Source organism: Bacillus thermotolerans (assembly GCF_000812025.2).
GTDB lineage: Bacteria > Bacillota > Bacilli > Bacillales > Domibacillaceae > Quasibacillus > Quasibacillus thermotolerans.
In genome coordinates, this window is sequence record NZ_JWJE02000054.1 from 1 (window position 1) to 23,974 (window position 23,974).

Annotated in this window: 24 protein-coding genes, 2 tRNA genes and 1 rRNA gene; 5 read left to right on the forward strand and 22 right to left on the reverse strand. The window is 39.5% G+C overall.

Annotated elements, in window-relative coordinates:
* Positions 1 to 319: 319 nt before the first annotated feature.
* The 10 genes from QY97_RS15775 to QY97_RS15820 form a co-directional block, all read right to left on the reverse strand.
* Positions 320 to 1,009 (reverse strand): DUF3800 domain-containing protein, encoded by a 690-nt coding sequence (locus tag QY97_RS15775; RefSeq protein ID WP_039238067.1) that lies wholly within the window; start codon positions 1,007 to 1,009, stop codon positions 320 to 322.
* Positions 1,010 to 1,103: 94 nt separating this feature from the next.
* Positions 1,104 to 2,240 carry a GIY-YIG nuclease family protein gene (locus QY97_RS15780; RefSeq protein ID WP_039238069.1) on the reverse strand — a complete coding sequence of 379 codons (1,137 nt, stop codon included), beginning with the start codon at positions 2,238 to 2,240 and terminating at the stop codon, positions 1,104 to 1,106.
* Positions 2,230 to 4,155 (reverse strand): DEAD/DEAH box helicase, encoded by a 1,926-nt coding sequence (locus QY97_RS15785; protein WP_039238071.1) that lies wholly within the window; start codon positions 4,153 to 4,155, stop codon positions 2,230 to 2,232. The genes QY97_RS15780 and QY97_RS15785 overlap by 11 nt, the downstream gene beginning before the upstream one ends.
* Entirely contained in the window at positions 4,156 to 6,801 is a 2,646-nt protein-coding gene (locus QY97_RS15790) for a class I SAM-dependent DNA methyltransferase (protein ID WP_039238073.1), read from the reverse strand. It abuts the gene before it with no gap.
* Between the two features lie 493 nt (positions 6,802 to 7,294).
* Positions 7,295 to 7,753, reverse strand: a complete 459-nt coding sequence (locus QY97_RS15795; protein ID WP_083965891.1) for a terminase small subunit — start codon at positions 7,751 to 7,753, stop codon at positions 7,295 to 7,297.
* A 319-nt stretch (positions 7,754 to 8,072) separates the two neighbouring features.
* The gene (locus QY97_RS15800) at positions 8,073 to 8,489 is read right to left on the reverse strand and encodes a hypothetical protein (protein ID WP_039238074.1); all 417 of its coding nucleotides are present in this window, start codon (positions 8,487 to 8,489) and stop codon (positions 8,073 to 8,075) included.
* Positions 8,486 to 10,171 carry a hypothetical protein gene (locus QY97_RS15805; protein WP_052728998.1) on the reverse strand — a complete coding sequence of 562 codons (1,686 nt, stop codon included), beginning with the start codon at positions 10,169 to 10,171 and terminating at the stop codon, positions 8,486 to 8,488. The genes QY97_RS15800 and QY97_RS15805 overlap by 4 nt, the downstream gene beginning before the upstream one ends.
* Positions 10,168 to 11,025, reverse strand: a complete 858-nt coding sequence (locus QY97_RS15810) for a bifunctional DNA primase/polymerase (RefSeq protein WP_052728999.1) — start codon at positions 11,023 to 11,025, stop codon at positions 10,168 to 10,170. Before QY97_RS15810 ends, QY97_RS15805 begins: the two co-directional genes overlap by 4 nt.
* A 70-nt stretch (positions 11,026 to 11,095) precedes the next feature.
* A complete protein-coding gene (locus tag QY97_RS15815; protein WP_039238076.1) occupies positions 11,096 to 11,374 on the reverse strand; it encodes a MerR family transcriptional regulator in 279 nt (92 codons plus the stop codon).
* Complete coding sequence (locus tag QY97_RS15820; protein ID WP_046128786.1) at positions 11,367 to 11,618, reverse strand: helix-turn-helix transcriptional regulator; 252 nt, start codon at positions 11,616 to 11,618, stop codon at positions 11,367 to 11,369. The genes QY97_RS15815 and QY97_RS15820 overlap by 8 nt, the downstream gene beginning before the upstream one ends.
* Before the next feature lie 100 nt (positions 11,619 to 11,718).
* Here QY97_RS15820 and QY97_RS19670 point away from each other — a divergent pair, with 100 nt between their 5' ends.
* Entirely contained in the window at positions 11,719 to 12,177 is a 459-nt protein-coding gene (locus QY97_RS19670; RefSeq protein ID WP_052729000.1) for a helix-turn-helix domain-containing protein, read from the forward strand.
* Between the two features lie 21 nt (positions 12,178 to 12,198).
* Entirely contained in the window at positions 12,199 to 13,365 is a 1,167-nt protein-coding gene (locus QY97_RS15830; protein WP_039238078.1) for a site-specific integrase, read from the forward strand.
* Positions 13,366 to 13,480: 115 nt separating this feature from the next.
* Here QY97_RS15830 and groL read toward each other — a convergent pair whose 3' ends face one another.
* On the reverse strand, positions 13,481 to 15,106 hold the full coding sequence (gene groL, locus QY97_RS15835) for a chaperonin GroEL (protein ID WP_039238080.1): 1,626 nt from the start codon (positions 15,104 to 15,106) through the stop codon (positions 13,481 to 13,483).
* Positions 15,107 to 15,173: 67 nt separating this feature from the next.
* Positions 15,174 to 15,461: a co-chaperone GroES gene (groES, locus tag QY97_RS15840; protein WP_039238082.1), complete on the reverse strand. Its 288-nt coding sequence runs from the start codon at positions 15,459 to 15,461 to the stop codon at positions 15,174 to 15,176.
* A gap of 238 nt (positions 15,462 to 15,699) precedes the next feature.
* Here groES and QY97_RS15845 point away from each other — a divergent pair, with 238 nt between their 5' ends.
* Positions 15,700 to 16,440 (forward strand): CPBP family intramembrane glutamic endopeptidase, encoded by a 741-nt coding sequence (locus QY97_RS15845; RefSeq protein WP_039238084.1) that lies wholly within the window; start codon positions 15,700 to 15,702, stop codon positions 16,438 to 16,440.
* Between the two features lie 27 nt (positions 16,441 to 16,467).
* Positions 16,468 to 16,668, forward strand: coding sequence for a YdiK family protein (locus QY97_RS15850; RefSeq protein ID WP_039238086.1), 201 nt, complete (start codon positions 16,468 to 16,470; stop codon positions 16,666 to 16,668).
* Between the two features lie 74 nt (positions 16,669 to 16,742).
* Here QY97_RS15850 and tatC read toward each other — a convergent pair whose 3' ends face one another.
* Genes tatC through QY97_RS15865 form a run of 3 tightly spaced genes read right to left on the reverse strand, consistent with a single transcriptional unit; the run spans position 16,743 to position 18,391 of the window.
* Positions 16,743 to 17,486: a twin-arginine translocase subunit TatC gene (gene tatC / locus QY97_RS15855; protein ID WP_039238087.1), complete on the reverse strand. Its 744-nt coding sequence runs from the start codon at positions 17,484 to 17,486 to the stop codon at positions 16,743 to 16,745.
* 17 nt (positions 17,487 to 17,503) lie between these two features.
* Positions 17,504 to 17,683 carry a twin-arginine translocase TatA/TatE family subunit gene (locus QY97_RS15860; protein ID WP_039238088.1) on the reverse strand — a complete coding sequence of 60 codons (180 nt, stop codon included), beginning with the start codon at positions 17,681 to 17,683 and terminating at the stop codon, positions 17,504 to 17,506.
* Between the two features lie 48 nt (positions 17,684 to 17,731).
* A complete protein-coding gene (locus tag QY97_RS15865; protein WP_039238089.1) occupies positions 17,732 to 18,391 on the reverse strand; it encodes a redox-sensing transcriptional repressor Rex in 660 nt (219 codons plus the stop codon).
* 183 nt (positions 18,392 to 18,574) lie between these two features.
* On the opposite strand from QY97_RS15865, the gene QY97_RS15870 reads away from it, so the two are divergent.
* Complete coding sequence (locus QY97_RS15870; protein ID WP_039238091.1) at positions 18,575 to 20,503, forward strand: ABC-F family ATP-binding cassette domain-containing protein; 1,929 nt, start codon at positions 18,575 to 18,577, stop codon at positions 20,501 to 20,503.
* Between the two features lie 241 nt (positions 20,504 to 20,744).
* On the opposite strand, the gene tsaD is transcribed toward QY97_RS15870, so the two are convergent.
* From tsaD to rrf, 7 genes are all read right to left on the reverse strand, one after another.
* The gene (tsaD, locus tag QY97_RS15875) at positions 20,745 to 21,764 is read right to left on the reverse strand and encodes a tRNA (adenosine(37)-N6)-threonylcarbamoyltransferase complex transferase subunit TsaD (protein WP_039238093.1); all 1,020 of its coding nucleotides are present in this window, start codon (positions 21,762 to 21,764) and stop codon (positions 20,745 to 20,747) included.
* A complete protein-coding gene (rimI, locus tag QY97_RS15880) occupies positions 21,764 to 22,222 on the reverse strand; it encodes a ribosomal protein S18-alanine N-acetyltransferase (protein WP_229731617.1) in 459 nt (152 codons plus the stop codon). The genes tsaD and rimI overlap by 1 nt, the downstream gene beginning before the upstream one ends.
* Positions 22,203 to 22,910, reverse strand: a complete 708-nt coding sequence (gene tsaB / locus QY97_RS15885; RefSeq protein WP_039238094.1) for a tRNA (adenosine(37)-N6)-threonylcarbamoyltransferase complex dimerization subunit type 1 TsaB — start codon at positions 22,908 to 22,910, stop codon at positions 22,203 to 22,205. Before tsaB ends, rimI begins: the two co-directional genes overlap by 20 nt.
* A complete protein-coding gene (gene tsaE / locus QY97_RS15890; protein WP_039238096.1) occupies positions 22,891 to 23,361 on the reverse strand; it encodes a tRNA (adenosine(37)-N6)-threonylcarbamoyltransferase complex ATPase subunit type 1 TsaE in 471 nt (156 codons plus the stop codon). Before tsaE ends, tsaB begins: the two co-directional genes overlap by 20 nt.
* Before the next feature lie 146 nt (positions 23,362 to 23,507).
* Positions 23,508 to 23,584 (reverse strand) — tRNA-Asp (locus QY97_RS15895).
* A 5-nt stretch (positions 23,585 to 23,589) separates the two neighbouring features.
* A tRNA-Met gene (locus tag QY97_RS15900) sits at positions 23,590 to 23,663 on the reverse strand.
* Positions 23,664 to 23,683: 20 nt separating this feature from the next.
* Positions 23,684 to 23,799 (reverse strand): 5S ribosomal RNA (rrf, locus tag QY97_RS15905).
* Positions 23,800 to 23,974 lie beyond the last annotated feature (175 nt).

Genomic DNA, 23,974 nt, shown 5'->3' on the forward strand with positions numbered 1-23,974 from the left:
CTCGACAATTCAAGTATAAAAGAATGAGGAGTTTGCGTGTTTTTTTATGCACACAAAATTTTGTTTAAACCCCAACAAATATTATAGAGCCTTAATTTAAGCTAGAGACTAATCAATTGAAGAAAAAATAAAAACCCGATCTTTCTTATATAAAGATCGGGTAAGTGTATTATAGGTTAAAAGCACCCAAAGGATGCCCTCGACGAAACGGAGCACACACAGTACTCTTACTAATTAATAGCGTTATCGCGAGTCAGACAGTCATAGTTGAAATATGCTGTAACACTATAATACATCATTTATTATTCCCTGTAAAGCCCTAATATATAACCCCATCCGGAAGTTTTACACAAGTGTACCCTGACTTCAAAAGCTTGTCACTAGTATTTCCACACAGTATATGACATTTTGTATTAGCAAGCAGATCTGCAGCCTGGATAAGATAATTAGAGCTTGAATCTTTAAACAAGACTCTAAAGTCACAGTTAAACGATGTCGTTTGGTATTGTTGATGGATAAGATAGTAATTATCCTCATTGAAAATATTGAATAAATAGTCTTGTAAAGAATCTTTGGCCGAATGAGCAACATTTTGATTATCTATATGGATTTCAGCAAAGGTACATGCCTTAGGTAACTTTCCGTGCTGTATCAGTTGCTCGATAAGCCTTTTTATAAGGTAATTTTTGTACCTTACGATATCTCTCTTTTTAGAAAAATCTAAGCGAACTAATGTTGAGACCTTTACACTTACAAATATTTGTTCACAAGTGTATGTACGAAGTTTACTTAACAATCGTCGTCTCGTTTTTATGTCCATCTGTGCAGTCTTAAACTCACCTTTTATTCCTTTTTCCTTTTTTACTTGTCGAATCATTTTTTTATAAGATGCATTTATTCCATGGAAATCAGATTCTTTGACTAACAATCCACCATAAACAAAATAGTCGTTTTGTTTATAATTGCAATGAAGCTGACCAGAATCATCCAAAAAGATATAGTATTTCACTAACAATCACCGCATATACAATATATTTTTATATATTGTATCAAAAATATATTGAATAAAGGGACATTTTTCCTGTTTTATTTTTACGTAGCACCTAGTCGTAAAGGTTAACCATCATCACAATTTTATTAATTACTTCTTGCAATGCTTCAAGTTCAACAACAAACCATTCTTTAGGAACTAACATTTTTCCGTTCGCTCCTAGAATGGAAACATCCAAATTATTATTTGCTAATGCGTGATGAATTGCCGTTTCAAATTTACTACCGTTCATGTTGTAAACTTGATATGTGGTTACAATTTCAACTGGAGCATAGAGATAAGTCGATTCATTTTCTGCGTTCCTAATCCTATTTTCTACCGAACCTGTTGTAAAGCCAATCTTATATAAGTTCTTGATGGAACTAATCTGCGGATCAGTGCTCAGGGACCTTAGGACATAGATGAAGCCTGTTGAAACATCATCTTCCCTAACATTATTCAATAAGTTATCCTCATTGTCAGTTACACGTCTTCCATTCTTATAAAGCTCGGCAGATAGGGAGCGAAGTAACATGTCTGATGCAGTTCCATTTTCAAAAACACACCGAAGGCGAGCATTAGTTTTACCCTTTATTTTTTTACGCTCACCCACATTTTCAACATAAAGGAGTACACCCTTCAGTATGTAGAAGCTATTCGGGCGAATGTCCTGCTCATTTCTAAAACGTAAAATCTTTCGTCTTCCTTCTGTGATTTCCTTATGGCACTTTCTGAATAATTCCTCATATTGCTCAAAATCTTCCACTTTTTTTCGTTTAGCTACATAATCAGGCATAGTAGTAACCTTTTTTAGCGAGCTTGTATCAAAAATTGAGGCAGCTTTATCATTATCGAGACTATCTCCTAGCAATACAGATGAACCTTTGCTTAGTATATCATCAACTGAGGAAATTTCAGGAATTTTTACTTCCTTTTCTAACAGCCCAATTTCATCATATTGTTTTAGATGTTTTATACGTTCAGGATCTTTACGAAGCCCCATTAACCGACTAGCTAGACTTCTTTCTACTAAGTCGTTAGGAACTTTTTGTGGTTCACGACCATGTTTTTTAACAAATTCAACAATCTCTAAAAACTTTTCAGCTTCAGGGTTGTAATGAACCTTTTGAACTTTCTTAGGTGGCGTTGTGATTTTATCGAACAGTGCGCTATTAATAATTTCATCAATGGAATAATATCTATTTGCCATTTTCACGCTTTCTCCTTAACTCTTGCATATAAATTACAGCTTCACCCATACGTCTTTCTATTGGATCATCAGACTTTGGATCAGGTCGCCTTCCGGTTGATTGGAAGAATTCTTCGACCTTCGGCCAAATGAAGACTAATTCATCTTCATCAAATGAAATGCGTTTTGCATCAATAGACTCCTGAATCAGTTTTAATACTGGCGAGTTTAGTTCTTTCGATAGAACCTCAAACGCCTTTTGGAATGGATTAATTGAATCGATTAAATTAATGTCTAAATCCTCAATGTTTATGAACTTATCCGCCATGCGAATAAACTCTTTGTTTCCTACGACTTCTGATTTTGCACCTTTCATCACAGTATCTAATACAACATGTTGTCTCACTTCCTCAATTTCTTCATCCAACAAATTCGGATAAACCTTTTGAATCACTTTGGGAATTAATACTTTGTTCAAGACCTTTGGATCAACCTCTCCAGTAAATGCTTTCTGGACTTGTGAATCTTGCATGATTTTCGCCTTTAAATCATTAATATCGTTTTCAATAATCTTTTTAACATTTTCTGTCGACGGCTCTTTCAATCCCTTAACGAATAATTCTCCTGTCGTAGAAGATGTATCACTTTCATTTCTTCTACGCTTAAATTTAAAATCAGGTGTGAGAACCTGCTCCATTAAAAGGGAAGCAGAAATGGCCTTGAGCATCGTATTTACCGTGTACGTTACTACTTCGTCTCTTGCTTCGGGTTGTGCAATAAGATTGGTGAATTGAGCATAGGTTTTGTTATAACTATCACGAGTACAGCGCCCAATAATCTGTACAATTTCTGTAAGCGAACCACGATAACCGACTGTCAAAGTATGTTCACAGAATGGCCAATCAAAACCCTCTTTCGCCATACCTAGCGCAATAATTATGTCTAAGTCATCTAGCTCATTAACATTACGTAAATACTCAACCACCTTTTCTCGTCCAACTTGATCATCCACCAAATCGGCAACCTTTAATATTTTTCCGTCGGTATGACGCTTAACATAAATGATTCCAGTTTTTTCATCTTGATAATCAACGTCACCAATCAAATCAATGATTTGATTCACTTCATCGTATTTACGCTTTGTTGATTCACCTGAATTCACATTTGGAATATGAACGATTGTTTTTAAATTCGTGTCCAAGACTTCATCAATCGCTGATATATATTTACCTTGATAGAAATGATAACCTATTCCAAATCCTTTTAGATATTTGTAACCATCAAGCTGCTCGTAATACGAGTAGGTTACTTTATCGAATAACTCCTCATCTTCAGGTAAAAGGATAGGCACAGAATCCCCACGGAAATACGAGCCAGTCATCGCCACAATGTGAGCTGATGAATTCCGAATGATACTACGCATTAATTCGCCTAGTCTAGAGTTAACATCTGCCGAAACATGATGAAATTCATCAATTGCCAATAAACAGTTATCAAATGCCTTATCATCAATTTTTTCAAATGCATATCGTAACGTCGAATGAGTACATATTAATACTTGATCTTCAGATTCCATGAAACGAACAAATGCATTGACTTTTGAACTGCCTCCACCAGCAGTTGTTAAGTTGTTTTTAGGATCAACCTTCCAATCTGCAAAGAAACCCTGGCTCTTTAAATCAGTATTTTTAAACGAGGAGCCAATAGAGCGTTCAGGTACAGCTACAATTACTTTTCTCAAACCTTGATTAATCAGTTTATCCAAGCCGATAAACATCAAAGCACGTGATTTTCCAGATGCAGGAGGGGCTTTTACCAGAAGGTACTTAGAATTACGCTTTTCAAATGCACGTGCTTGCATTTCTCGCATTCCCATGTTATTTGTATTCGTGCTTTTCTGAGTTTGATGATAATTAATCTTAACAATATTCTCCATTTAACCCGCCACCTCAATTGCTTTTTTATACATTGAAAGAAGCAGTTCTAGACGTTCTTCATCTGATTCAAAGTCTCTGTTCTTCTTGTATATTCGATCCACAACACGGTCTAATCTTTCATGGGCCTCTTGCAACCTTGGGTTCATTGGTGGGTTATATAGTTCCGCTAATGTTCCTCCAACCTCTTCTCTAATATCGATAATTTCAAGTACAGCTTCCATAATTTCATTTTTTCTTCTTGTTGATAATTCTGGAAGCGGGAATGTATTATAGCAAAGCCCTGCTGAATAATTGTACCGAGTTTCTAATCTACCACCGATTGCCTTGACCCATGTCATATGCATTCTTGACATCAAAATTCCTAGAAGATAAATATCTGCATCATAAATCACATAAACCCGGTTTGATAAAATTGTATCTGCAGCCGCTAATCCCATTGGAATATAAAATCTATTTTCAGAAGAAACAGCTGGAACAACAATAGAATAGCTACTTGTTTCATGAGTATCCCTGAACTTCCAAGGTGTTAATGCAAGCTTATTCGTCCCTTTGTCTTTTGATTTTTCCCTATGGTTTTTTGAAATTGAAATTCTTTCTTGTATTAAAGGATTGGATTTTATCTCTTTATATTGGTCTTCATTGAGCCACAAACAATACCGTAAACCACCCTTAATAAACTCGTCAGAACCTATAAATTTCTTAAAATACGGCTCTAATTCAGGGTAATTATTGATTGCTTCTCCATATTGTTCAATAGTAAAGAGCAACCCTCCGCCATCATTAGGCATGTTACCGAACCTAAGCTTAGGTAAATCTGAAATTGGCTTCCTTCTAGAAGAAACAAGAATATTTTCACCATCAGTTAAATAAGGACTAATATTTGAAACTAACTTTTTTGTTCCATCTATAAATAGATACTTCTTAACCTTGCTATCTAATGGACCAAAACCTATAATCACAACGGTTACTCCAGCATTATTCTTGGCATTATTAGCCCATTTGAACGATGCAAAAGCAAAATTGATTTGAATGTTGAACTTGAATAGCTCATTCCATAAAGTAGAAACTTGCTCTCCTTGGGTAATCGAATTTGTTGATACAAAGGCAACCTTTGCATTTGTATCTGAGGCGTATTTAGCACCAAGAAAAAACCAAGCAGAGATATAATCTAGCATCTTTCCATTTGTTACATTTTTAAATATGGATAGCATATCAGATTTATGTTTTTTGTTTTGTTTCTTTGAACCGAGATAAGGCGGGTTGCCAAATACAAAAATTTCCTCAGATTTTTGCACAGGACAAACATCCGTCCACTCAACTCTAATAGCATTAGCACATCGAATATCACCTGCTGTGCTAAGGGGTAACGTAGGGCGAACTGCGTTATGAACTTCATTTTTCAGTTCTTCATTCATTTGGTGTTCAGCAATCCAAAGCGATAATTTTGCAACATCGTGTGCAAAGTCGTCAATCTCAATTCCGTAAAATTGAGAAAGAGTAACTGATGGCACATAAAGATAGCTTCCGAGTAGTTCTTGGAGTCGCTTAATAATTTTAATTTCCAAACGGCGCATTTCCTTGTAAGTGATAATCAAGAAATTTCCTGAACCACATGCAGGGTCAAAGAATTTAATTTTGCTAATACGTGTAAGAAGTGCTTCAAGTTTTTTATAATCATCGTATGCATCTATATAATCCTGTTTAAGCTCATCTAAAAAAAGAGGGTTAATTACTTTCATGATGTTTGGGACGCTAGTATAGTGCATACCTAAATGACTGCGACTCTCTTCCGTTGCCACAGCTTGAATCATTGAACCAAAGATGTCAGGATTGATTTTTGCCCAATTTAGCAATTCACCGCACTCAATAATTAATTTTCGGGATTTCCTTGAAAACTTTAATTCTTCGTGTGGTTCGGTGAACAACTGTCCGTTTACATAAGGATACTCTTTTAGATAAACTGGAACACCATCTCTTTCAGTTTTATCCAACACAACAAACAATTCAGTAAAGAAGTTATTCAAGTCTGTTCCATCTTCTTTAGTCAATGTCTTAATTGAATTTGTAAAACTTTTACGGTTAAAAATCCCGGTATCTTCTGCAAATAAACAGAACAACAAGCGAATAAGAAACAAGTCTAATTCTTTATTATTGTCAGTAATATTGTTCTCTTTGCGAAGTACATCATACAGGCGAGCAAAACGTTCGGCTGCTTTGATATCGGCTGGGTTTTCTTTTTCAAAGTCGACTTTTTCGATACCTTTCCAAGCTAGGAAAAAATCGAAATGCTGAGGAAGTTCCTCAAGCTTAATATCGAGCGCTTCCCCTGTCTTTGTGTCTTTCGCTAATATTCCATCATAGTCAGTGACTAATAGATAACGAGGCTTAGCCGATAATTCATCCACTTGTTCTTCTACTTCGACAAAACCATCAAAAAGCTTTCCCTTTCCAGCTTCCTTGAACCATACCTTATTCTTTAAGTGTACTTCACCAGCTCTTTTTGTAAGATTCTGATTCCCTTTCTTCAAGCGTGTAATCGTAGCCCTTGGAATATCATAAACACCGAGTAACTCGTACAGGAAATCTGAATGATCTTTCCTATTTACTATTTCAACAATTTTATCTTCTAAATCAATAATCGCCATTTTATTTTTCCTCCGACAATACTTAATTCTTTGATGACTAACTGTTAAAAGACTCCTCCATCATGGTCTTTGCCGTTATACCTATTAGCTATATAGTCCTTCCTTTTTGATATACAAAACAACGACATTTCAGGAATGTTCTTTTAACTAGTTACTTAAATCATTCCATTAAAAACATGTATCGATCACACTGAGCTATGAACCTTTATTCTTGTGAAATTATTACTATGATTATATCATTACATGGATATTCTTGTTAATGACAGAAGAAATAATACTTGGAGATGTACACGGTTATGGGGATCTTAACTTAGACTTTTTCACTAAATAGCGGCCTTTATATATTAAGGAAACATCAAAATGATATGTGAAGAAACATCAAGTAAAATAAATCTTGTTGTAACAAATTTTTCGCAAGTATTTTTTTGTGTTATATCGCAGTTTTAAAATGTTTATTATTTCTCTTACTTTTAGAACCGCTAATAAGTGGTTATTAGGGATTTAACTCATTAGAAAGCTGTTCACGTTCCCATATCTTCATATATAAATGTTGGAGTTGAGGATCTTGTTCCAGCCGTTCTTCAAGCTCTGTTCGTCGACTTTCTTCATACTCCGTTTTCACTTTGCCGTTATATTCTATCTTATCCTTAAAGGCAGCATTAGTTTTCGCAATAAACTCTGAGGCCTTTAATCGATCTTTTATGTCGGCGGATTCATCTCTTAGAATAGAGGTCCAAAATATTTTCACTTCTCGTATGTTTGCTATACGTTCTTCTTCTAATTTATTATTTCGCTCTTTGATATAGATTTGAATGTCTAGTTTTGACAAGTTTTCATACCCAATTCTATTGAGGTTTCTTCCGCTATATCCAGCAAGACGTGCTGCTTCTGTTGCATTTCCGGTTTCTATATAAAAGTCACAAAAGCGCTTCTGCTTCTCTGTTAGTTTCATTACTATTTCTCACTTCCTTTTTTAGAATTAAAACCACAAAATCCCTTCCTTATATCTAACAATTATAGATATCTCGAATCATATAGCATAGATACGCCTCCCGGCTAATATGGTGTAATGGAGATTAGATAATAATTTTAATATAACTAAGATTATTTTATAAAAGGCCTTCATGTTCGTCTCTATAATCTCTCTAATGATGCTTTGGTAGCCTTTTCATCTTAACTTATACGTAAAAATCGGAAATGCGAAATTATTAAAATCACTATTAAAGATAGCGACTCCTTTGTTTTTCTGTTATTGAAGCGATGTTTTATTATCAAATCACCCCCTTTCTGCGACGACCTTCCCACCATTGTAGGTATACAGCAGCCTTTTCATAGGCTTCTTCAAAAGAAGCAGAATATAATATTTTTTTGTAATAATCTGTTCCTATTTTACTTTCAGTACTTCTCCATAAAGTAAACTGAGTTTCTTGATCCCGTTCCATATATAAATAAGAATTGAAACTGAATTGATATTCATATACATCGCCAAATAATCCTACAATCCAACCGCTTGCTTTCATCGCTTCATTTTGTTGTATGCGCTTAATAAGGAACGGCTTGAATTGTTTAATTTTAAAACGCAACGCATTCTGGAAAGTACCTCTCTCATAATTTGCTATTAACCGGTCTTCTACAACAGTGAGAAAAATATCATGCTCCCAGCATTCTGAAAGGATTGTATAAATCATAGGACTTCACTCTCCCTATTAGCGTAAGATTGGCCAGGAAGCTCTTCTACATTATCTGCATTATCTACATAAACCGTTCCGTTGTAGGCTTTTTCCTTTGTAAATATTTCTTCACTATCTACATCGTCGTGTACATATGTAGAATATTGATTTGACAGACTTTGTGTAGATAGTGTAGATAATGTATTTATTTTTGCTAGGTTATCTAGTTGTATCATCATCCCCTTCGCTCTTCTTCCTAAGTCTGTAAATTCTATTCCTTTTAATCTTAAAGCAGGTGCAATCCTTCTTAATCTTTGTTTCAATTGTCGGGAAGTTGGCCACGATTTACTCTTGAGCGTTCTTACATCATCTACATGCATGCCTAATACGGATAAGGTCTCTGCTACTGTTCCGGTCCATGTATTCTTATCTTTCATAAGCGCTTGAACTGCTACTCCCACTGGATCTGATTCGAGCCCTTGGTCTATTGCTTCCTGCCTATTAGAGTTATATACATTCATGAAACTCCCTTTTTCCCATCCCAGACTTTTTTCTGCTGCAGTCACCCACAAAGCAAAGTCTGCCATACGTGGTTTAGACGTCAATTCGGCATGAGGACTTTCTTTGATTGCTCCACTTAAATGTGTAAATAACGCTCCTAGAATTCGAGGTTGAGTAGCTTTGAAATCCCGCCAAAAAGTTTGTTCATCTTTTCGTTGATTTTCCGCAATACTCGGTAAATAAAGAACTATAGAGCGATCTAGCAAGTCCTGTCGTTTGGCTATATCATCAATCCCATTTAAAATAGCAGGTCTCATTACCTGGAAAACTGCTTCTTCATCATCACTATAAAGTTTCCTTGTAGCTAATCCTCCCCCCGTTGATAACTTACACAGTGCGTCACTCATAACATTAGACAGACCAGATAAATTATCAAACGCTAACACCCAAGTATTTTTAGCCGCGATAGAAAGGTCTCTTTCCTCTCTTGGCAAAGCCCTAAGCGGTAGAACTGAAGGATCTATCAATGCTATTAAAACTTTTGTGGTTGTACTTTTCGCACTTCCCTGTTCCCCTTGCATAGTTAGTACTGGACATGGTGCTCCTGGTCTTAGTGCCGCTAACAACCAGGCAACTATAAGTTTCCAATCCGCTTCATTACGATAATTAACGAATGGTTTTAAATCTTCGACCCTTCCTCCTTTAACTGGTCTCGGTATCTCTTCCGCTATGTTCGATCGTCTAAACATTACTGGAGGATTTTTCACAACCTCCCAACCATCAACTGTGACCTTGACTGCTTCCCATTCTCTGTTGCACAAATCTATATAAATATTTTTATCTTTTTCTGCTATTCTTGTGTAAACCCTGCGCTCTTCACCTTCAAATAGTGCCTTCGCTTCCAGAACTCCTAGCGTGTCTGCTAACGCTTGACTTCCTGGTGCTTTTCCTGTTTCTTCAAAGTATTTCTTCGTTAACCAAAGTTTAAACCCCTTCCCTCTCAACGGCCATGTTTCATAATGCTGATTTACAATGAATCTAGCAAATGCTTCCTGTTCCATTGTGTGAAATAATTCAACCCCTGCCGCCAGCCGAATCAATACTTGAGCTTGGCTCTCTTTTTCTTCTTTTATCTCTTTTTGATTTGCCTCCTCATATACCACTATATTTTTTTGGGTTTCTTTACTCGGCTTGATCATAAACTTACCCCCTTCTTGCGCCGTGTGATTTCTTTCTTCAATATGCTGTTAAATGTGGCTTCAACCACTTCTGGATCTTCCGGAGGATTGTTCCTTTCATTCCATAACATCACCAATTCAAACGCTACAGCAGCAGAAATGCCATGCCGTAAAAGATAACCCGTTAATGAAGCAGTAGCATTATTCCTTTCTCCCTTATCCACTCCATTTAATAGATCAAGCCAGTAATTATTTGGTCGTCTTCCCCTCCCCTTTTCCGGATCTAAAGTCAGTTTTAGAAGCCACTCTGGCACATCGGCTAGTTCCATCTCGTCAGGTCTACTAGACAACTCCCATTCATAAGTTTTCCCACTAGTATGAATTGAAGGAGCAACCACGATATAGCCACCATCCCCTCTTATATCGAGTCCTGGAAGAATATTTGTCTTATTCTTCATTTTTCCTGGGTACTTAAACAGAATATGACGACCTCCGCCGCCAGTTAATGCTTCCACTGTATCTGGTAACCCTCCATATTTTAGAATTAATCTTTCTATTGATTCATTTCCTCCATGTCTAGGGTCAATGTCTAATGCTATAAAACCGCTTACTCGTCCCGTTGGCACTCCAATATTGGCCTGTCCCCATTCCCAGCTCCTAATGGCTCCGATATTATTAGTGGCATCATATAAACCTCTCTTAGTCCTAGGGTGTTTACCAGGGCTTGAACATTTATAACCACATGTACACTTGCCATTTACCATCGAATGAAGTGGAAAAACGGGCCATTTAAATAGTTTTGCATAGGATACAGCTGCTTGTTCCATTTGGTTTTGAAGTCTTCGTTTCTGTTTCGATTGTTTTTCCATGCTCATTTTAATCACCTCATTGTTCAATAAATTTTGGTGCTATAGGTCTCTTGGTTAAGAAAAAACAGAAGCTTGGTTAGGTCCTTTCTTTTCTCTTGACTTCACTTGACCAGTAATCAATATATTCTTGGACTTCTTTTCTATTAAAAAGCCACTTGCTCCCCAATCGAATAGATGGAAAGCTAGGATCTATTAAAAAGGTCTGTTGAATAGTAGGCCATGACAAATTGAGAAACTTACAAAGCTGTTTAGAATTCATAAGGTATGATTCAGCCTCAAACTTTTCCAATCTTTTTCTTACTTCTGCCAGATATAGATCCTTTAATTGCTCATCATCCAATTTGATTTCAATCATCAGTCATTAACCTCCTATTTTTAGCGATTTTTTGGTATTCATGGTTTACAGGAAAACCAAAAAAAATTTCATTTGGGTCTGCACTTATTGCTTCACAGATTGCAGCAATGGTTTTAACGGTTGGATTACTGCGTCCCATCTCTATGTCCGTTACAGTTGCCCTGCTTAACCGCGAACGTCTCGCCAACTCTGATATTGACATGCCCCTTTCAATTCTAACTTCTTTCAACCTATTGGTATTCACGGTTTACACCTCCTTGTTAAATATTGTATAGTCCTCCTTGCACATTTGTCAACCATGATTTACAATCAATTTATAAAATAATTGAAAGCAGGTGATTTTCATGGACCATTTTGGTCTTTATTTAAGAAATTTGAGAGGCAAAAGATCATTGAGAGAATTATCAAAAGCAACAGGACTCAGCCACACGTATTTAAGTACCTTAGAAAAAGGAGTTGACCCTCGTACCAATAAGCCCAGAAAGCCTACAATTGATACAATTAACAAATTGGCAGCAGCGCTAGACGTAGATAGATTTGAAATGCTTGAAAAAGCAGGTCTTCTAGATGAAGAAACCATATCTATTTTAAACAGGGCCAAAGAAATTCGAAAAATGAAAATGCGTGTAGCTACCAGGGAAGAAGTCAAAGAAATGTCGAGAAAGCAACATGAGCAAGCCATAGATATTGAAGAATTGTTCAGCCCCCTGCACAGCAACCTTTTAAAATATAAGGAGCATCTATTAACTATCCAAGATAAGAAAAAATTATTGGATTTGATGAAAAAGTTATTTGATGAATGAAGACATTAAGGAGGCTAAAAAATGGCTAAGTTCAAGCAACGGGGAAAAAGTTGGAGCTATCACATTTACCTAGGCATTGATCCACTAACTAAAAAACGCCTAGAAGTATCCAAAGGGGGATTTAAGACGAAGAAAGAAGCCCAGACGGCAGCTCGCCTTGTGGAACTTCAAAAAGACAAAGGAACTTTAGTTAAAGAGTCTGACATCTCCTTTGAAACTTTTGCAAAGGATTGGCTGAAGACTTACAGTCGAAGCGGTGTAAAAATAAGTAGCGTCCGGGCACGTGAAAAGGAAATGAAGCACTTTATTTCAGTCTGGGGACCATATCCAATTAGCAAAATAACAAAGAAAATGTATGAAGACCGGATGCTGGAATTGAATGAGCAATATAGCCGCAATTATGTAGGAGGCATTCATGCCTGTGGCCGTATGATTTTCCGAAAGGCTAAAACTCAGGGGATTATTAAAATAAACCCAACTGAAGACTTTCAATTGCCTAAGAAACAGCAAAGTATAGAAGACTTAGAAAAGGAACAAGAGAAAATTCTCTTTTTAGAAAAAGAGGAGCTGGCACATTTTCTAAAGCTCGCCCACTCTGACGGGCTAGAAATGGATCATTTGGTCTTTAGCGTACTTGCCTATACCGGCCTCAGAATTGGTGAACTTCTTGCTTTAAAATGGACAGATTTCAATGATAAGCTTGGTACCATCCGCATTACAAAAACTCTTTACAACCCAAACAACCATGTGGAAAAATACCAGCTGCTAACTCCTAAGACAAAAGGATCTGTTCGTACCATTCGAATTGATGAAACGATTGTCAGCCTACTAAAAAAACACAGAGTTTACCAAAATGAAATCAAGTTGAAAAACAGACTAGCTTATCAAGACTTGGCATTTATCTTTGCACGGGAAGACGGTCACCCGCAATTAAGAAAAGTTATTGAAACTAGGCTTAAACGGCTGCTCAAAAAAACTAACATTGAAAAGAATATCACTCCCCACTCTTTTAGACATACTCACACATCTTTACTGATCGAGGCAGGAGTAGGCATTAAAGAAATTCAACAGCGTTTAGGTCATTCAGACATAAATACCACAATGAATATTTATGCTCATATGACTGCCAATATGGAAGAAAAGGCCTCCCAACAGTTTAGTGAACTGATGAAAGACCTTCTCTTATAATTAGCTCTTTTTGTTGCTATTTTTTGCCCAGTTTTAAAATAAGAGGACAAAACCGAGGACAATAACTCCTCTCAGTCGGTTAGAATGTCTGCATATAAGGGTTTATATCCCTTTATTACATCATGCCGCCCATGCCGCCCATGTCAGGCATTGCAGGGCCGCCAGCGTTCTCTTCTGGCTTGTCAGCAACAACTGCTTCAGTTGTTAAGAACATAGCTGCAACAGATGCTGCATTTTGAAGAGCATAACGAGTTACTTTAGTTGGGTCAACGATACCTTGGTCGATCATATTTACCCACTCGCCAGTAGCTGCGTTGAAGCCAACACCAATTTCTTCGCGTTTTAAGCGGTCCACAACGACAGATCCTTCAAGACCAGCGTTGAATGCAATTTGGCGAATTGGTTCTTCCAATGCACGAAGCACGATATTGATACCAGTTGCTACATCGCCTTCTGCTTCTACTTCTGCTACTTTGTTGTATACGTTCACAAGTGCTGTACCACCACCGGATACAATACCTTCTTCTACAGCCGCACGAGTCGCGTTTAATGCGTCTTCGATGCGAAGCTTGCGCTCTTTCAATTCAGTTTCAGTTGCTGCACCAACTTTGATAACTGCTACGCCGCCAGCTAATTTCGCTAAGCGCTCTTGCAGCTTCTCGCGGTCAAATTCAGAAGTAGTCTCTTCTAATTGAGCACGAATTTGGTTGACACGAGCTTCGATTTGAGCAGAGTCTCCAGCACCTTCAACGATAGTTGTATTTTCTTTAGAAACTACAACCTTTGCTGCGCGTCCAAGCTGAGTGATATCTGCAGATTTCAGGTCTAAACCTAAATCTTCAGTAATCACTTGACCGCCAGTTAAGATAGCGATATCTTCAAGCATTGCTTTACGACGATCACCGAATCCAGGAGCTTTTACAGCAACTGCATTGAATGTACCGCGAAGCTTGTTCACAACAAGTGTAGCTAATGCTTCGCCTTCTACATCTTCAGCGATCATAAGAAGCGGTTTGCTTTGCTGAACCACTTGCTCAAGAACTGGAAGTACCTCTTGGATATTAGAGATCTTCTTGTCTGTGATTAGGATATATGGGTTTTCAAGAACAGCTTCCATCTTGTCAGAGTCTGTTACCATGTAAGGAGAAGCGTAGCCGCGGTCAAATTGCATACCTTCTACTACGTCAAGCTCTGTTGTGAAGCCTTTGGATTCTTCGATTGTGATAACACCGTCGTTACCTACACGCTCCATTGCTTCCGCAATCAATTGGCCAACTTCCTCATCTGCAGATGAAATAGCTGCTACTTGGGCAATAGACTCCTTGCCTTCGATTGGTTTAGAGATTTCTTTTAATGCTTCTACTGCACGCTGAACAGCAAGATCGATACCTTTGCGTACACCAACAGGGTTTGCGCCTGCTGTTACGTTTTTCAAGCCTTCGCGAATCATCGCTTGAGCAAGAACAGTCGCAGTTGTTGTACCGTCACCGGCTACATCGTTTGTTTTGCTTGCTACTTCTGCTACAAGCTTCGCACCCATGTTTTCAAATGCATCTTCTAGTTCGATTTCTTTTGCAATCGTTACCCCATCGTTTGTGATCAATGGTGAACCGAATTTTTTCTCAAGAACCACGTTGCGTCCTTTAGGTCCAAGAGTTACTTTTACAGCATCAGCCAGCTGATCAACACCACTAAGCATTGCGCGGCGTGCTTCTTCGCTAAACTTAATCTCTTTAGCCATGTAAAAAAACCTCCCTAGTTATTTAAAAGTATGGTATATCGTTTTCATTTTATAGGAAATTCGTTTATTATTGACCTGTTACAGCAAGGATGTCGCTTTCACGAAGGATTAATAGTTCGCGTCCTTCGTATTTCACCTCTGTACCAGCATATTTAGAGAAAATAATACGATCGCCTTCAGCTACTTCTGGAGCTACTCGCTCACCGCTGTCAAGCACACGGCCATTGCCGACTGCCACAACTTTGCCCTCTTGCGGTTTCTCTTTTGCTGAATCCGGCAATACAATACCGCTGGCAGTTTTCTCTTCTGTTTCAACCAGCTCAATTACTACGCGATCACCTAGTGGTTTTAACAAGTGAAACAACCTCCTTGGAATATATGTAATTGTTTGTATTTTAGCACTCTCGATAACAGAGTGCTAATCCAATTAATATAATAAGCAATATGTTTTATTTTTGCAAGAGCGAAGCACAGATTTTTTAGAAAACTAAATATCGACAGAAATAGACACTTCTGTTTGAACGGATAGCTGTTTATTAGTAAAATAATTGTAACTGTTGTTTAGATTGATTATTAAAAAGGAGTTTATTTATTTGAAGAAAGAGTACGGATATATTTTAATTGTGTATATTCTCATGCAGCTATCTGCACTCGCGGCCTTTCCGCTATTGCTTCCGCTTGGTCAAGCTATGGGGATTGACAGACCGACGATTATCCGTTTTCTCCCGGGATATTGGAATGTATTTAGCTTTTCCGTTGCCTTAATCATTATCTGGATTCTCTTGCGGAAAGCAAACGAGAGAGAACTTGAGCGAATGGGCCAGCCGCTGTCACCGCTCTTGTCTGCTATATGGGCTGTAGCTGGCGTATTCCTAGCTATGTTCGCCCAAAATATAGCGGTTATGATTGAAACGATGCTCGGCATCGAAATGGGTTCGGAAAATACAGAGACAATTATGTCTGTGGTTGAGATCGTGCCGGCTATGATGATTGTAGTGGCGATCATCGGTCCCATTCTTGAAGAAATTGTATTTAGGAAAGTCATTTTTGGAAGCCTGTACCGCAAATACTCATTTTGGGTTTCGGCACTTATCAGCTCTGCTATTTTTTCGATTGTGCATTTAGAGCCGGAACATTTTCTTATTTATGCCTCTATGGGCTTCACCTTTGCTTTTCTTTATGTGAAAACCAAAAGACTCATCGTTCCTATATTCGCCCATGTAGCCATGAATTCCTTGGTCATTCTCATCCAATATTTTTATGCAGATGATATCGAGCGAATAAGGAGAGAGGCGGAACAAATACAGAGCTTTGCCGCTTGGCTTCTTTGGTAGAAGACAGCGAATATTTGGAGGAATTTCATGAGACAGTCACCACTAAAAGCCGGGATATTCTATCTCATTCTCGGTATCTTTTTTACTTACTTAGCGATTGAAGATGTTAATGCCAGTGGGTTTGGCTTTTTCACTTACTTGCTGATCCTGCTGGCTACTATGGATATCGGCTCTGGTATTCGATTAGTATATGTGCATTTTGCCATGAAAAAGAAAGAGAAAAAATAAGGCTGCTCCCCCAAAAACGAGTCTCCACCCTGAATGGAAGCTCGCTGCTTCGGGGAACAGCTTTTTTCTATGTGCTACCGGTTTGCTGCCTCTATTTCAGCTTTTAATACTTTCTTGTAGCCGATTTTTGATACCCATATACTGACTTCATATAAAACCAACAGCGGTACGGTCACCATCAAATGGGAAATTACATCTGGTGGTGTAATCAATGCTGCTATAACAAGCAAGACGAAATATGCATAACGGCGAATCTGTGAAAGGAACATTGGCGTCACAATTCCAAGCCTTGTTAAGAACAAGACGACAATAGGAAGCTGAAAAAGAATACCAAAAGGAATAGTGATTTGGAATAAAAACTGAAAGTATTCATTGATGCCAATGACCTGTTCGATATTTAAGTCTCCTGATAATCGCATCATAAAATGAATAATGTACGGAAAGAGAATAAAGTAAGAAAATGAAAGGCCTGCTAGAAACAACAACAGTGACACTGGGATGTAGCTGAGCGTAACCTTTCTTTCCTTCTCCAATAATCCCGGACTAATAAATGCCCATAACTGATAAAGAATCATTGGACTTGTTAGAATAAAGGCGATTACAAAAGCCATTTGAAAGTAAATCTTCAGCGGATCTGTCACACGGAATGCGTTCATCGTCAGTTCCTGCGCCTCGTCCGCATGCTGCAAGTAATGAATAACCGGTTCAGCTAGAAGCAAGCCGGCAATCATAGCCAGGAAGAAGAAAACGACTACAACAAGGAGCCGCTTTCTTAATTCGCTAATATGTTCATGTATCGTCATGTCATGTCGACTCATTGCCATTCATCCTAACCTTACTGGGGATCTTTCTTATCCACCGGTTTATCGTCATCATCTGCAAGTCCCTTAGTCGCATTCTTGAACTCTTTCAACGTATCTCCCGCTGCTCGTCCAAGTTCAGGGAGCTTCTTCGGTCCAAAAATTAACAATGCTGCTCCAGCAATCAGAATAATGCTTCCTACACCCATCGCCATGCGGCAACACCTCCTTTTCTCCATGATAACTGATATCCAGCTATAATTCTATTCTGTTTTTGCTTCTTCCACTCCGGGGTAATTCTTCAGAAAGTATACTAACGATTGAAGCTCTACGGCTAAGTCAATATGATGAACACGTATAGAGGAAGGAACATTCAATCTAGCGGGAGTGAAATTCAAAATGCCCTTAATCTCACAAGAGGCTAGTCTATCTGTGATTCTTTGAGCAACCGATGCCGGAATGGTCAAAATAGCCACTGCAATATCCTTTTCCTGTAGTACTTGTTCCAGCTCGTCCAAGTGATAAATCGGCACATCCCCAATGGTTGTTCCGATTTTCTTTTCGTCAATATCGAAAGCAATCTGGATCTTCGTATTATTATTCTTCATAAAGTTGTAGTTCAAAAAAGCTGTGCCTAAATTTCCCACACCGATCAAAGCAACATTTGTAACCTCATCTTGGTCCAGCGTTTTTCGGAAAAAGGAAAGCAGGTAGCTGACATTATATCCATAGCCCTTCTTTCCAAGTGCTCCGAAATAGGAGAAATCACGGCGAATGGTGGCAGAATCCACCTTAACCGCTTCACTTAATTCCGCTGAGGACACACGCTGTTTACCGGAAGAATGTAAGTTTTGAATAAACCTATAGTACAAGGGCAGACGCTTCGCTGTCGCTTGCGGGATTTTTAATGAATCATTACTCATGGCTGTACCTCCACCGCTTACTTGTTGTCGTGTAAACGTTCTCTTAGATTCGCTTCTTTCATCATACAATAATTTCTATTAATTGTCTTTCAACTTTTTCCTCCCTCTATTTGCATTATTAAAGAAAATTGCCCCCTTCTAAAGAATTAGATACACTTATAATAGAAAACTGAGGTGAGAAAATTGATTTTATTGCAAGTACAGCAACTGACAAAACATTTTGGCGCTGAACTTATATTGTCTAATATTAAACTTGAGATACAAACGAGAGACCGGATTGCCCTTGTAGGCCGGAATGGGGCTGGGAAATCTACTCTGCTCAAAATGATTGCCGGCATTCTGCCGTATGACTCAGGCAACATCTCCAAGCCAAAGGATGTGTCCATTGGTTACCTGGCGCAAAATACAGGGCTCGAATCTGACTTATCCATCATGGAGGAACTGCTTTCCGTATTCTCCCACCTGCGGGAGATGGAACAGAAGCTTCGTCAGTTAGAGACAAAGATGGCGGAGCCCGCTGTCTATGAGGATGCCGGCCAGTATGAAAAAGTCATGAAAGAATATGATGAAATGCAAAACAGCTTTAAAGAAATGGGCGGTTATCAATATGAAGCCGACATCCGCTCTATTCTGCACGGACTAAACTTCCAGGTCTTCGAGGATGACACGAAGATCTCCAGCTTAAGCGGCGGCCAAAAAACTCGGCTGGCTCTTGGAAAGCTGCTCCTCGCTAAGCCTGATATTTTAATCTTGGACGAACCGACTAACCACCTGGACATTGACACACTTTCATGGCTTGAACATTATTTGCAAGGTTATGATGGAGCTATTTTAATCGTCTCCCATGACCGCTATTTTCTTGATAAAGTAGTCAACCAGGTATATGAAGTATCACGACAGCATATTAAGAAATTTCATGGTAACTACAGCCGCTATCTAGAACAAAAGGCGGAGCAATATGAAAGAGAAATGAAGCAGTTCGAAAAGCAGCAGGAACAGGTTGCCAAACTGGAGGACTTTATTCAACGCAATATCGCTCGTGCTTCGACCACCAAGCGGGCACAAAGCCGCCGTAAACAATTGCAGCGCATGGAATTAATGGACCGGCCAGATGGAGAGGAAAAATCAGCCAGCTTCATGTTCGATATCGAGAGGCAAAGCGGAAATGAAGTATTGAAGGTAAACAATTTATCTATTGGTTATGAAGACAGCATCATTGCCCGTGACCTGAACTTGTATATCACACGGGAAGAGAGCGTGGCTCTTGTAGGACCGAACGGGGCAGGGAAATCTACCTTCCTAAAGACCATTGTAGGTACCCTTAAAAAGAAAGCCGGAGAATTTACGATCGGCAGCAATGTAACGATTGGCTATTACGATCAGGAGCAAGCCAACTTAACATCTAATAAAACGGTACTAAATGAATTGTGGGACGACTACCCTTCCGAAAGTGAAAGAGATATTCGAACCACCCTCGGAAACTTTTTATTCTCCGGTGATGATGTATTAAAACCGGTACAAGCGCTAAGCGGCGGAGAGAAAGCACGCCTGGCCCTCGCTAAATTAATGATGCAAAAGGCCAACTTCCTTGTATTGGATGAACCGACTAACCACCTTGACTTAGACAGTAAGGAAGTACTGGAGAATGCGCTGATTGATTATCCCGGCACGCTCCTCTTTGTTTCCCATGACCGTTACTTCATTAACCGCCTGGCCTCTAAAGTCATTGAAATGTCTCAAGAAGGCATGACGGAATATCTTGGTGATTACAACTACTATGTAGAGAAGAAGCAGGAACAAGCAGAATGGGCCGCACTAGAAGAAGCAAAAGAAGTGAAGGCAACTGCCAATGAAGCCCCTGCAAGCGATGCTTCTAACTATCATTTAGATAAAGAGCAAAAAAAGAAAGAGCGCCAAAAACGACGGCGCATCGAAGAAATAGAAGCACGAATTGAAGAATTAGAAGCGAGCATTGCTTCAGCCGAAGAGCTTCTCTGCCAGCCTGAAGTATTCCAGGATCACGAGAAGTCAATGGAACAGCAGGAAATCATTGATACTTGTCAATCAGAGCTTGAACAGCTTATGGAAGAATGGGAAGAGCTTCATGAATAACTAGCTAAAAACACCGGATTATTCCGGTGTTTTTTACACATAATTATCCACATTTGAAACCCGCTCTCTATCCTTCTCATCACACATATGCACATTATCCACAGAACACTCTTTGTTTATCCACATTTTACACAGAAAAAACTTGCTTTCTTTCTTGATTTTATCCACAAACTAAAACGAATATCCACAATATATCCACAAGATGTGAACAATAAAAAAAGAGACTGAGGTCCCAGTCTCTTTAGCCTTGTTCAATATCTAAGGATGGATAGCCATTCATAGCCAAGTCCTCAAAAATTCCCTTCTCATACAAAATAGTGCCTGCTGCCCCAATCATGGCAGCATTGTCTGTACAAAGACTTAGCGGAGGAATGATAAGCTGAACGCCTTCTGTTTCAGAGAAGGCTGCTTCTAGACTCGTACGCAACCCTTTGTTCGCGGCGACTCCTCCAGCAAGCAATACTTGTTTAACACCAAATTCTTTTGCCGCTTTCACTGTTTTCACCGTTAATACCTCGATGACGCTTTGCTGAAAACTGGCCGCTAAATTTTCCGGCTGGATCTCAATTCCTCGCTGCTTAGCATTGTGAAGTGTATTAATGACAGCTGACTTCAAGCCGCTAAAGCTGAAATCGTAGGAGCCTTCCTCCAGCCACGCTCTCGGCAAATCAACAGTCGCCTCTCCCTCATGAGCAAGGCGGTCTATATGAGGGCCCCCTGGATAAGGAAGACCTAACGTGCGGGCTACCTTATCATATGCTTCTCCAGCGGCGTCATCACGCGTCTCACCAATCACTTCAAATTTTCCATGCTCCTTCATGAGCACCAGCTCCGTATGCCCACCTGATACGACAAGCGAAAGCAACGGGAACGTAAATTCTTCAATTAATCGATTAGCATAAATGTGCCCGGCAATGTGATGCACGCCGATCACTGGAAGCTGATGGGCAAAAGCCAAGGCTTTTGCCGTATTCACCCCAATAAGCAATGAACCGACAAGACCTGGCCCCTTGGTGACCGCAATGGCGTTTAAGTCTTCAAAAGTCATACTTGCCTGCTTCAACGTTTCTTCCAAAACAAGTGTGATTTGCTCCACATGATGGCGAGAAGCAATTTCGGGAACTACACCGCCAAAACGTTTATGACTTTCTATCTGAGAAGCAACAACATTGGACACAATTTCTCTTCCATTTTTAATAATGGCTGCCGCTGTTTCATCACAACTTGTCTCTAAGCCTAGAATATAAATATCTTTTTTCATTATAGTCTCACCCACATTACTAACGCATCCTCTTGGTTATCGGAATAATAGTTTTTTCTAATGCCGCCTGTTTGAAACCCGAGTTTCTTGTACAAATGCTGTGCAGCCAGATTACTTACTCGCACTTCTAATGACATAACGGAAGCTCCATTTTTTCTAGCTGCTTCCATTACATAAACGAGAAGCTTTTCGCCAAAACCCTGTCCACGGTATTCAGGCAAAACCGCAATGTTGGTAATTTGCGATTCATCCAGTACCAGCCACATCCCGCAGTAGCCAACCACCTTGCCCTGCCACTCAGCTACATGATAAATAGCAAAATGATTACTTGTCATTTCCTGCACAAAAGATTCTTTCGTCCAAGGAGCCGTAAAGCTCTTGTGCTCAATTTCATACACTTTGTCAACATCCGCAATCGTCATGCGGCGAACGTACAATTCATCCATTTCTCTTTTCATCTGCCTGTTTCTCCAGCCATTTCGCTTCTGCCTCTGCCAGCCTAATATAATTAGGGACGAAGGAATGGATCTCTTCATCGGGCGCCTGTAACCCAAGAATTCCAAGCTCATATGGCCGAGGATAAGAAGTATATTCCTTCCCGCATACAGCCTGCTCATTCATTTCTTCCCGTATCGTTTCCTTATGCAGAGCTACATCCTTACCGACAAACAGGATCTCGCCAGGCAATTCTTTTAACTCATGGCACCAATCTGTAAGCAAGACATTTCTATCTTCCTTTACAGTGACCAGCTGGCCCTTTTCGTATTTATATAACCCAGTATATACTCTGCCCCGCCGTGCATCAAAAATAGGGGAAATATAAGAAGGATAGAAGTGTGCAGAAGCAGCCAACACAGCCAAGCTAGACACACCTGAAAGCGGAACCTTCAGGGACCAAGCCAGCGTTTTAGCAATCGTGACCCCAATACGGACACCTGTATAAGAACCAGGTCCTTTTGCTACAACAATCTTCTCTAGCTCCGCCGGCTCAACGCCGCACTCTTTCATTAACGCTTCAACCGCCGGCATCACGCGCAAAGAATGGTTTTTATTTAAATCCGTCGTATATTCACCAATCAGCTTCTCCCCTTCTAAGAGAGAAACTCCTAATGTATAAGTAGTTGTATCAATCGCCAGTACTTTCATTTGCAAACTCCTCACTCAACTGAACATATCTGCTGCCGATAGGCTCTAACTGTATATGACGTTCATCGTTTCCTTTATGGAAGAGAGAGATCTTTAAATACTGATCGGGTAGCTGGCTCTCAATTAAGTGTGCCCACTCTACTACACACACACCATCTCCATAAAAGTACTCATCAAACCCAAGATCCTCTTCTTCACCACTCACACGATAGACATCCATGTGATACAATGGCAGGCGCCCTTTATACTCCTTAATAATAGTAAAGGTAGGGCTATTCACTGTTCGCTTTACGCCAAGCCCCTTTGCCAAGCCCTGGGTAAACGTAGTTTTACCTGCTCCTAAATCTCCTTCTAACAGCAGAACGTCTCCAGGGCATAAGAAGGAAGCTAGCTTTTCAGCGAACCCCTGGGTTTGCTCAGCGCTTTTAGTGGAAAATGTTAGTCTGTCCATACAGAGTCTCCCTTATCACATAATAATCGTAAAAAAACCTTAGGAAATCATAATCCTAAGGTAATGTGCTTAATATAGTATATCTTAAATTGCTACATAAAAAAAGAAACGAAACAAAGTTTCGCTGTATGTAAAACCAAGTATAATGGCGGTCCGGACGGGACTCGAACCCGCGACCTCCTGCGTGACAGGCAGGCATTCTAACCAACTGAACTACCGGACCAGTAATTGCGGGAGCAGGATTTGAACCTGCGACCTTCGGGTTATGAGCCCGACGAGCTACCGAACTGCTCCATCCCGCGACGATATAAATATTATAACAGCCTGGCAGCGTCCTACTCTCACAGGGGGAAGCCCCCAACTACCATCGGCGCTGAAGAGCTTAACTTCCGTGTTCGGGATGGGAACGGGTGTGGCCTCTTCGCTATAGCCGCCAGACTGTATAAGGTTGAAAGAACGTTGTTCTTTCAAAACTGGATAATATGCTTGGGAAGTAACCGGCAAAACCTTGCCATTTTGTTGTGTGTTGTCCAGCTCCGGCTCCTCGACACTCGAGTCAAATAACCGTCCGCTTCCAAGGCTTACCGCCTCTCCAGCGTCCGAACATTTGCTT